The following is a 9,495-nucleotide window of genomic DNA, read 5'->3' as shown; positions in this document are numbered from 1 at the left end:
GGTGTTTTTCAAAAGTCAAGTGGTTTTCGGTGATTTCACGAATATGTCATATAATGTTCACAATCCAAGTTCATACAGCAACTGCATAGCGCCTGTTCTATGAGAATCGTAGGACAATCTTTGAATTATGTCAAGAGAACCAATTCGGATACCTCAGCCACCGACCACTCGATTTGGCTCACCTGGTGCCTGGGTTCTCCCCGCGGCCGCTGCAGCGGCACCAGGTACACGTGCGTCACAACGTCATGAACACCTATGTTCCTTTGCCTCCCCTTCCCCGTTCAAGAACTTTAGGCTCTCACGCCTCGATAGATACAATCTTTTTTGGTTTATACGGAACCTCTCGATAATACCCACCCATTCCCATCCTGCAGTACAATAAACGCATCCACGAGGAGGTGGTTGCCGGATGGATGAAGACAGCCAGTGCCGCACGCGAAGTCTCCCGGCCAGCCTGCGCGGTTGGCTGTTCAGCGCGTCCGTGCTGGCGTCCATTCTCGCCACCGTCGCCCCGGTGCAGCCATTGCGACAAGCCCTGCCACTTCTGGCTCTGCTCAGCTTGGTGGCCGGGTTTCCTGCCGCCGCTCGGATCTCACAGATCCTGACGGTCCTCTTTCTCGCCGCCGGCATCGCGGCCGCCCGCGCCTCGGACACGTCCACGGCCACGCTCGTGAACGGCTTCGGCAGCATGCTCGGCCTGTTGACCCTGTTCTCGGTGGTGCCCGTCTTGGCCGTGCCCATTCAGCTCGGCCGCTACGATGCCCGTGTGGCGCGGCTTCTGAGCCAGCGATCCGTGCGCCCGCGCCCCCTCTACGCCACCATCGGGGGCCTGTCGTATCTGATGGCCAGCCTGATGAACATCGCCGCGGTGCCGATGATGTATCACACGGTGATGGGCCTGCTTCGCCGGTACGTGCCCGAACCACGCCGTTTCGCCCTGGAGAGCATCGTCACCTGCTACGCGCTCCCTTTGTCCTGGAGCCCCGTCGCCGCGGTCGTCGCCTTCGTCGTACATCTGACCGGTGTCTCCTGGTTGACCGTCCTCCCGGTGATGCTCCTCACCAGCCTGGCCGGCGTGGCCGTGAGCACGTGGCTATCCCCTGTCCCTCGCTCCGCCCAGGGGATCGGCGCACGGGTCAGACCCGATGGGACCACCTCGGCCTGGGGCAGTCCCGCGAAGGCTACCGCGGCCGACCACACAAGTGCCGCCGGCAACCGGCCCGTCCCCGCATCCCTGCCCGCATCCGCTGCCGAATCGGCACCCGAATCGGCGCCCAAGGGTGAGGGTTCGTCTGGCAGCGCGATCGAGCCCGACCGGCCCATCTGGCACATCGCACTGGCCGTGCTGCTGTTCATCCTCACCATGCTCTGGCTCGAGCGGTGGACCGGCTGGGGCATGCTGCAGGTCATCGGCGTCGTGCCCATCCCGTTCGCGCTGCTGTGGAGCCTTCTCATCCGGCGCGGGCGAGCGTTTCTGCGTGCCCTCGTTCAACAGCACCGCCAAGTGGCCAACCTGCAGAACCTGTTCACCGTCTTTACGGCTGCGGGTTTCTTTGTGCAGTCCGTGTCGCACTCCCCCTATATCAACGACATCGATCAACTGCTCATTCACACTGCCCTCGCGATCGGCCCAGCCCTCTTCGTCGCGATCCTCCCGCTCATCCCCGTCGCCCTCTCCATGGTCGGGTTCCATCCAATTGTCACCATCACGCTGCTCAGTTCAGCCCTGCATCCCCAGGTGCTGCACATGTCCCCCATCTGGCTGTCGGTCGCCCTCCTCGGCGGCGGCGCGATCACGTTTGTCGTCAGTCCCTTCACGGCCACGCTCAACGTCGCCGCCGCGGCCAGCGGCGAACGCCCGTCCGTCATTATGCGCTGGAACCTGCGATTCTGCGCCGTGTACCTGGCCATGGTGATGGCGATCGCCGCGCTGGGGCAGACTGTGGCGGGGTGAGAAGGCAGGGGAGGGCGGACGAGAGAGAAGGAGAAGGAACAGTAGGAGGGAAAGATAGGGAGGAGGGGAGGACGTAGCGGGGCGGAAGGGCCATGGGGATCGGTCGCCGTAGGGTCAGGGAGGAGGGAGGAAGCGAGGTTACAGGGCCGCGGCTGGAGGCCGCGGGTTACGGCGGAGCAGATTGCCGCAGGCTGGAATAGGATTTGGCTTCAATGGGGCCGCGGCTTGACGCCGCGGATCAACAGCCAGGGCAGCTTCTGCGCTGGATGGAAAAGAACCGCTTCAATGGGGCCGCGGCTTGACGCCGCGGATCAACGCACCAGGCGGAGCGCCATCGGATAGGCTGGCCAGCTTCAATGGGGCCGCGGCTTGACGCCGCGGATCAACTTCCAAAAGACCTTGATCATGGTCTTGTTCTGCTGGCTTCAATGGGGCCGCGGCTTGACGCCGCGGATCAACACTCGCCACAAACTTCGCGGACGCGGCACGTACGCACGCTTCAATGGAGCCGCGGCTTGACGCCGCGGATCAACGGTGGTGGAGCAGCCGGATGGCTCATGGCAATGGGTGGCTTCAATGGAGCCGCGGCTTGACGCCGCGGATCAACGAAGAACTTCGCCGAGTACAGAGAGCCCACTCAATGGCTTCAATGGAGCCGCGGCTTGACGCCGCGGATCAACACTGGGCAAATCTACGTCACCTCCTCAGCCGTGACGCTTCAATGGAGCCGCGGCTTGACGCCGCGGATCAACTCCCCGTGAGGCAGATCGGTCGGATCCGGGATCGTGCTTCAATGGAGCCGCGGCTTGACGCCGCGGATCAACCGGGGGTGTACAAGGCGTGCCACGTGGAATACCACGATCCCAGCACGCTTCAATGGAGCCGCGGCTTGACGCCGCGGATCAACGATCAGCAGCTTCAGGCCATGCAGACGGCCATGCAGCTTCAATGGAGCCGCGGCTTGACGCCGCGGATCAACCTGGCCGTACACCGTCTCTGCACAAGCGCCAGGTTGGCTTCAATGGAGCCGCGGCTTGACGCCGCGGATCAACTTTTCGTCCGGTTCGAATCTGCCAAGGACCAGGGCCGAGGGGCTTCAATGGAGCCGCGGCTTGACGCCGCGGATCAACACCAGTCGCCAGCCCTCCGCCGTACGCACCCCCACGCTTCAATGGAGCCGCGGCTTGACGCCGCGGATCAACTCAATCGGCGGTTGAATTGACGCCACGTGACGGAGAGCTTCAATGGAGCCGCGGCTTGACGCCGCGGATCAACTTGGGGCACGCTTAACGGTTGAGCGTGCGGCTCCATGCTTCAATGGAGCCGCGGCTTGACGCCGCGGATCAACTAGTTTCCGACGAGTTAATAACATACCTATTTGAAGCTTCAATGGAGCCGCGGCTTGACGCCGCGGATCAACTTGATCCAGGTGCTTGGAGGTTAGTTAGCACATGCTTCAATGGAGCCGCGGCTTGACGCCGCGGATCAACTCAGCGCCTTGAACCGCTTCGCCTGATGGTTCTTGCTTCAATGGAGCCGCGGCTTGACGCCGCGGATCAACGGGTTCAGCGGATCGAGCGCGGGTGAGTGATCATGCTTCAATGGAGCCGCGGCTTGACGCCGCGGATCAACCCTTCCCTTTTCAGGCCAGTCCCCAGGCGGAATTTGGGCGCACTTGCGCGAACCTCTCCGGGATCGATACGAACAGCCTTCAAGCCATCCAAATTCTACCCCCAAATATCGAACAAGTCCAGGCGTCACGCGGGTTTCACACATTGCGCGAACTCCCCGGCGTTGCGGCTTCGCTCCGGGTTCGCGCACAGCCGCACTGGTTTTCCAGAGCGAACAGCACCCGACAATCGACCCCAAGGCCATCCACGGTACACCCCCGCCCGCCATAAAGTCACCTAATCGAAGCCCGCACACCCCATTGGGACCTCACTTCCAATCGCCCTCCCAAAGCTTAAGATCCCTTTCCACTTTAAGCTGGCACCGTCCCCATGGGATAACACTCCATCCCACCTGATCGTCTCGCCGGCAAACTGAATCATTACAGTGTTGACGTTAAGCGGTCGGCGGTCCGGATCCCCGCAGCGCGATAACGTAAATCTGTGCATTATTCTCTTCGATCGATCCCGCGGTCAAATCAAACCACCATCTTATCTGCCACGCCGGCCTGCAAGTGACGCACATTCACCACCTGAATGCGGCTGGCAGTACGGAGTTCCCCCATACAGAACACCATGAAGCCTCCAATCCCGCTGCCAGCACGGCCACACCCGCACACGGCCACAGCCGCAACACCGCCCCCCGCGCACCATCGCCACACCCCCCCGCGCACCACCGCCACACCACCGCCGCCTCCGCACCCGGCACCCCAACGCAGATCACCGCGCATGAACGCACCCCGGCGCGTCGGCCCTCCGCGATCGCGCCAGCCCCAGAAACACCGCCAGCGCCCCCACGTCGCACAGGGCAATGACCCCGCCCATGAGCAGGGCCGTCGACGTGCCGCCCAGGCCCGTGAGCGGTGCCGCGAGCGATCCCAGGATCATCTGGCACGTGCCGATCATCGCCGAGGCGCTCCCCGCCGACTCCCCCTTGCTCTGCAGGGCCAGGGACGTGCTCGTCGTGCCCACCATGCCCACGCTGGCCACCGAGAAAAACAACGGCGGCAGCACCAGGTACAGCGGCGCATGTGCCGCCACCGCCAGAAGGAGCAGCACACCGCCTGCCGACGCCATCGACAGCCCGCCCAGCAGCACCCGGCGTTCCCCGAAGCGGGACGCCTGACGGGCCGCGAACTGACTGGCCAGGATGATCCCGACGCTGTTGACCGCGAACGCGGCGCTGAACCCTTGCGGCGACACCCCGTACAGCTTCTGCAGCACGAACGGCGATCCCCCGATGTACGCGAACATCCCCGCATACACCAGGCTCTGCGCCAAGACGAAGCCCATAAAGGTGCGATCGCCCGCGAGCCGCCCCATTACGCCCACCGTCTTCCGCAGCCCGCCGGTCAAGCGGCGCTGCGGCGGCAGGCTCTCCGGCAGTCCCAGCGCCACCGCCAGCCACATCAACGCGCCGAGGACCGCCAGCACCACGAACACCCCGCGCCAGGACGTCACGCGCAGCAGCTGGCCCCCGACGATGGGCGCCAGGACCGGCGCCGCTCCGTTGACCAGCATCAACATGGCGAAGAATTGTGTCAGGTGGTGTCCCGCGTAGTGATCGCGCGCGATCGCGCGGGCAATCACAATCCCGGTCGCCCCCGAGAACCCCTGGACAAAGCGCAACGCGAGCAGCCCCCAGATGGACGGCGTCACCGCGCACAGGGCGGACGCCAGCACGTACACGCCAAGGCCCATCAGCAGAGGCCGCCGCCTGCCGCGCGCGTCGCTGACGGGCCCGCCCAACAGCTGACCCAGAGCCATCCCCAGAAGGCATGCCGTCAACGTCAACTGCACCAAGGACTGCTGCGTCCGAAAGTCGTTCACCAAGGCCGGCAGCGCCGGCAGGTACATATCCATCGACAGCGGTGCCACGGCCGTCAGCAATCCCAGCACCACCGCCATCCACACGCGCCGCGCCCCGCCCGGCGCGGCCATGGGCACCGTCTCCGTCATTCCCGCTCACCTCTCTCCAGCCATCGGGCGGCATTGCACGGACGGCACTGCACGCACGGCGCTGAGCCGCACCCCCTACAGGCCGCCCTTTCGTGCGGGTTGCCGTCCCCGGGAGGCCGCCGTTCCGTGCAGGCCGCCGTCCCATCGAAAGCAAACCGGCCGCGAAGCCCTTGAAGGGGCATTTCACTGGCCGGAGCCGCTGGAGAAAAGTGTAGCACACTCACCGCTCCACCGGAGCCCTATACGTCCTCCGGCTGGATGGTCTCCATCATCGCGAAGAAACGGCCGTAGCCTTCAAACTCTCTGGATGCGTAGACCGTCGCCGTGAACCAGACGCCGCGGCTCTGGAAAATGACCGCCTCGACCACGTCCTTCTGGTTATACGCCACATAGTGAATGGCTTTGGAGAGAAACGGGATCGATCCATCATCCCGCACCACTTGCGGCGCCGCGACCGTCTTCAACTGCGCCTCCACCTGCTGGCGGAGCGTATCCACACTGGTTCCCGCAGGGTAGCGCTGCACGCGCATGAACACGTGTGCATTCGGCTGGAACAGCACCACATCTCGCCCCGGCTCCTCCGCGCTGGCCGTGCAATCCGGCAGCACGTACATCGAGAACCGCTGGTTATCGCTGCGGTACAACCGGGCCGTCGCCGACTCCGGCATCCCCTCCGCCGTCCAGCGGAGCACCTGGGTCGACGGGCGCGATCCCGCCGCTCCCGTTCCCGGCCCGGTCACCCCCGCGGCTGCTCCCGCCGTCCCATTTCCTGCCCCCGTCCCGGTGCCGTTCCCCTGCGCGGCGTTCCCGGCCCCTTGTGCCGTCCCCCCGGCCTGTGCGGTGCCGCGTCCCGCGTCCGCGGTCCGGTCCGAGGCCGGCTGCCCCGTCACCGGCTGCCCCATAGCCGACTGCCCTGCCCCCGGCTCCCCCGCATTCGACGGCCCTGCGGCCGGTTGTGGCCCGCACGCGGCGAGCGCCACGACGCTCAACAGACTCACCCATCCAAACCATCGCTTCATATCGAGTACCTCCTTCTGCTCCACCTCTGTAGACGAAGCCCCCGAAGGCACTGTGACGAAACCCGGGCCCGGAGCCCTGAAAGACGAATCCCCGGGGCCGTATCCTCCCCGGGGATTCGTCTTTCTGCCATCGCATCTGCGCCGCCAGTTATCCATCCGTGTCGTCGAACGACGCATCGACCACCGGCGACGGCCGCTGTTCGCGCCGCTTGGCAATCTGCATCGCCTGTACCAGCACGTCCATATCGTGCTGCATCTCCTCGAACTGCTTCATCAAATAGGATCGATCCCGCTGCATCTTCTCCAACTGCTGATCCCGCTGGGCGATGCGCTGCAGCAACTCCTCCCGCTCCTGCCGCAGCCGGTCCAGCTCTCCGTTCTCGTCGAGGATCTCGATGTTCTGCAGATACCGGATGAGTTCCCGCTTGGTCACCTGCGGGCGATCCCCCGCCATGGCGCTGGCCTGCTCCTGCCGCCCGGATGTGGGGATGGCCGCGCGATCAACCGTTGCACGCCCCAAGACATCCTCGGCTGTCCCCTGTGTCTGGACGTCCGCGACCGCCCCCGGCCACTTCGGCACCTCCGCGTCGGGGCCGGATACGCCCCGCGCCAGCGCGCTGCCGGCCGCAACGCCCCCGGAAGCCCCGGATTCCGGCCGCCCGCCCAGGCTTTCCGGCGTCTGCCCCGGGCGCGCCCCGTCGGCGGATCGAGCCGAAGACAGCGGCCGGATCACGTCGCGGATGCGCAGCCGCGCGGCCTCCGCCGTCCTGCGCAGCCACTCCGCCCCGGCACCCGCCCCCCGGCGCAGCCCGCCGCGTCCCGCCGCCGGCCCGGGGGGCACCTCCTCGATGTCGTCGAAGCCAAACGTGTGCTCTCGCAAGAAATCGAGGAGGTTCATCAGACACGCCTCGTGGAACTCGCCCTCGAGGTCCAGGGCGGCACACGCGTCGCAGACCTCGCCCCGCAGCCGATCCAGGAAGGCGTCGCTGAAACGCACCGTGCGCGGCAGCGCGTACACGCCGTACTGGCCGGCCGATTTCACAAACTGCAACTTTCCCTGGTCCGCCAGGCGTTCGGCGGCCAGCTCCGCCGCTTCCAGATGAATCGGCAGGCCACCGCTGATGGCGTTGGAGAGATCGAACACGCTCGCCTCCGACCAGTGGCGCTCCTTGAGGGCCCGTTGGTACTCCTTGAGCACCACCTGCTCCGCCTCCTCGTCCGAGTCCGGCCAGCGTTGCAGGACGAAGGTGGACGGATCGCGCCCGTTTTGCACCAGCTGGTGCGCCTCTTCCACGCCCATCTCGCGTTTGCCGACGAGATCGTATAACAGCACCCCATACTGTTCCGCGGTCTCCAGGGCCTCAAAGCCTCGCAACGTCCTCACAGGCATCCCTCCTCGACTCCGCCGATCCGCCGACGGGGTATCCAGATACGATTTCGCCATTCCGCTCGGCTTTCTGTCCGTGCACGTCGGGCATCCACCACACCATCATCAGGACGGCGAGCAGGAACCCCCAGATCAGGGAGAAGCCCGCCTGGATGCCCCAGCGCGACGCGACGGCGCCAATCATCGCGTTGGTCGACATACTCCCGATGGCACCGGCGGTGAACATGAGCCCAATCACCCGGCCGGCCTGCGCCGAAAAGGTATGGCTCGCGAGCGCCGTGAGCGTCGGGAACAGGATGGAGAACCCGAACCCGGCCAGGATCACCCCGCACAGCACCACCCCGGCCACGGTGCCGGTCCCGGGCAGCCAGGACGTGCCCAGTGCCAGCAGCGACACCCCCAGCGCCCCCAGCAGGGCGCGCCGCGGCGCCACCCGGTGCAACCACAGGGGCGCGGCGAGACGCCCGGCCGTAAACGTCAAGAAGAACCCCGACAGACACAACGAGGCCAAGCTGAGGGAGACACCGCGCGCCTCCACCAGATACGTCGTGAGCCACGTGCCAAGGCCCACCTCGGCCATCACGTACACACCGATGGCCAGCATGAACCCCCACAGGACGCTGTCCCGCCAAGGCGTCCGGGTGGCCGCCGCCGGGACGGAGCCGGTGGCGGCAGGCGAGGCGGTAGCGGCGGATGTGCGACGACCTCCGGCGCCGGAGGGGGCGGGATCGCCCGCGGCGGATGGTGTGCGGTCTCTCGCTGATTCGCCAGTTGGCCCCGATTCGGCCACTGACGTCGCGCCGGTCATCCCCATTTCACCCGCCGGCGTCGTCCCGCCGGCCATCCCCGTCCGGCCACGCGCCACCGCCAGCACCAGGATCGCCAGCACCGCGCACCCCAACACGCCGTACACCGTGCGCCAGGCGTGCGTGGCCTGCAGGATCCAACCCGCGGCGAGCGGCAGCCCGCACGCGCCAATTCCATAAAACCCATGGAGCCAGTTGAAGTAGCGGGATTGGCCCGTGGCCGACGGGGTGATGGCCGGGATCACGGCGTTCGTCCCGATCTCCAGCGCCCCGGTCCCGACACCGACAATGGCGAATCCGGCCGCGGCCGACCAAAAGCCGTGCGCCAGGCCAATTACGCCGGTACCGACCACCACCACCGTCGCCCCCAGGACCACCAGGCCGCGCACCCACATCCGCTGAACGGCGTATCCGCTGAGCAGCGTGCCCGCCAGATACCCGAGCGATCCCAGCGAGAACACGCTCCCCAGCTGTTCGTACCCGAGCCGCCAATCGGCCTGCATCAGAGGAGCCGCGGCCCCGCGCAGCATGTCGTAGCTGCCGATGACCACCATCGCGAACAGGCCCAAGGGCAGCCAAAACCGCTTCATCCGCCACGCCTCCTTCTGACACCATGCGGCGCATGTACCCAAATTGTACAATTTGCGGGTTCCGGTGAAATTCCCTGCTCATCCACGGCCTGCCGTTCGCTGTCATTCACAAG

5 protein-coding genes and 1 CRISPR repeat array are annotated in these 9,495 nt (G+C 65.9%); of the genes, 1 reads left to right on the top strand and 4 read right to left on the bottom strand.

Annotation, left to right across the window (positions count from 1 at the left end; all coding sequences use genetic code 11):
- Positions 1 to 409: 409 nt before the first annotated feature.
- Positions 410 to 1,954, top strand: coding sequence for a hypothetical protein (locus BM357_RS15160; RefSeq protein WP_074955335.1), 1,545 nt, complete (start codon positions 410 to 412; stop codon positions 1,952 to 1,954).
- A gap of 206 nt (positions 1,955 to 2,160) precedes the next feature.
- A CRISPR array of direct repeats spans positions 2,161 to 3,586; the repeat unit is 37 nt; unit sequence GCTTCAATGGAGCCGCGGCTTGACGCCGCGGATCAAC.
- Between the two features lie 755 nt (positions 3,587 to 4,341).
- On the opposite strand, the gene BM357_RS15155 is transcribed toward BM357_RS15160, so the two are convergent.
- The 4 genes from BM357_RS15155 to BM357_RS15140 all read right to left on the bottom strand — a co-directional run bounded on the left by BM357_RS15155 (position 4,342) and on the right by BM357_RS15140 (position 9,382).
- Entirely contained in the window at positions 4,342 to 5,580 is a 1,239-nt protein-coding gene (locus BM357_RS15155; RefSeq protein WP_074955332.1) for a multidrug effflux MFS transporter, read from the bottom strand.
- 239 nt (positions 5,581 to 5,819) lie between these two features.
- Positions 5,820 to 6,599 carry a hypothetical protein gene (locus BM357_RS15150; protein ID WP_074955329.1) on the bottom strand — a complete coding sequence of 260 codons (780 nt, stop codon included), beginning with the start codon at positions 6,597 to 6,599 and terminating at the stop codon, positions 5,820 to 5,822.
- A 148-nt stretch (positions 6,600 to 6,747) separates the two neighbouring features.
- Entirely contained in the window at positions 6,748 to 7,983 is a 1,236-nt protein-coding gene (locus tag BM357_RS15145; RefSeq protein ID WP_074955326.1) for a hypothetical protein, read from the bottom strand.
- The gene (locus tag BM357_RS15140; protein WP_074955323.1) at positions 7,961 to 9,382 is read right to left on the bottom strand and encodes an MFS transporter; all 1,422 of its coding nucleotides are present in this window, start codon (positions 9,380 to 9,382) and stop codon (positions 7,961 to 7,963) included. The genes BM357_RS15145 and BM357_RS15140 overlap by 23 nt, the downstream gene beginning before the upstream one ends.
- Positions 9,383 to 9,495: the final 113 nt, after the last annotated feature.

This window comes from Paenalicyclobacillus macrosporangiidus (assembly GCF_900116805.1).
GTDB lineage: Bacteria > Bacillota > Bacilli > Alicyclobacillales > Alicyclobacillaceae > Alicyclobacillus_H > Alicyclobacillus_H macrosporangiidus.
The sequence above is the reverse complement of the archived record's forward strand: the minus strand, read 5'-3'. Positions and strand labels throughout refer to the sequence as shown.

What these genes read in the sequence shown, in the direction of transcription:
- BM357_RS15140 (WP_074955323.1), bottom strand. Translation starts at nt 9,382, where the DNA reads ATGAAGCGGTTTTGGCTGCCCTTGGGCCTGTTCGCGATGGTGGTCATC.
- BM357_RS15150 (WP_074955329.1), bottom strand. Translation starts at nt 6,599, where the DNA reads ATGAAGCGATGGTTTGGATGGGTGAGTCTGTTGAGCGTCGTGGCGCTC.
- BM357_RS15155 (WP_074955332.1), bottom strand. Translation starts at nt 5,580, where the DNA reads ATGACGGAGACGGTGCCCATGGCCGCGCCGGGCGGGGCGCGGCGCGTG.
- BM357_RS15160 (WP_074955335.1), top strand. Translation starts at nt 410, where the DNA reads ATGGATGAAGACAGCCAGTGCCGCACGCGAAGTCTCCCGGCCAGCCTG.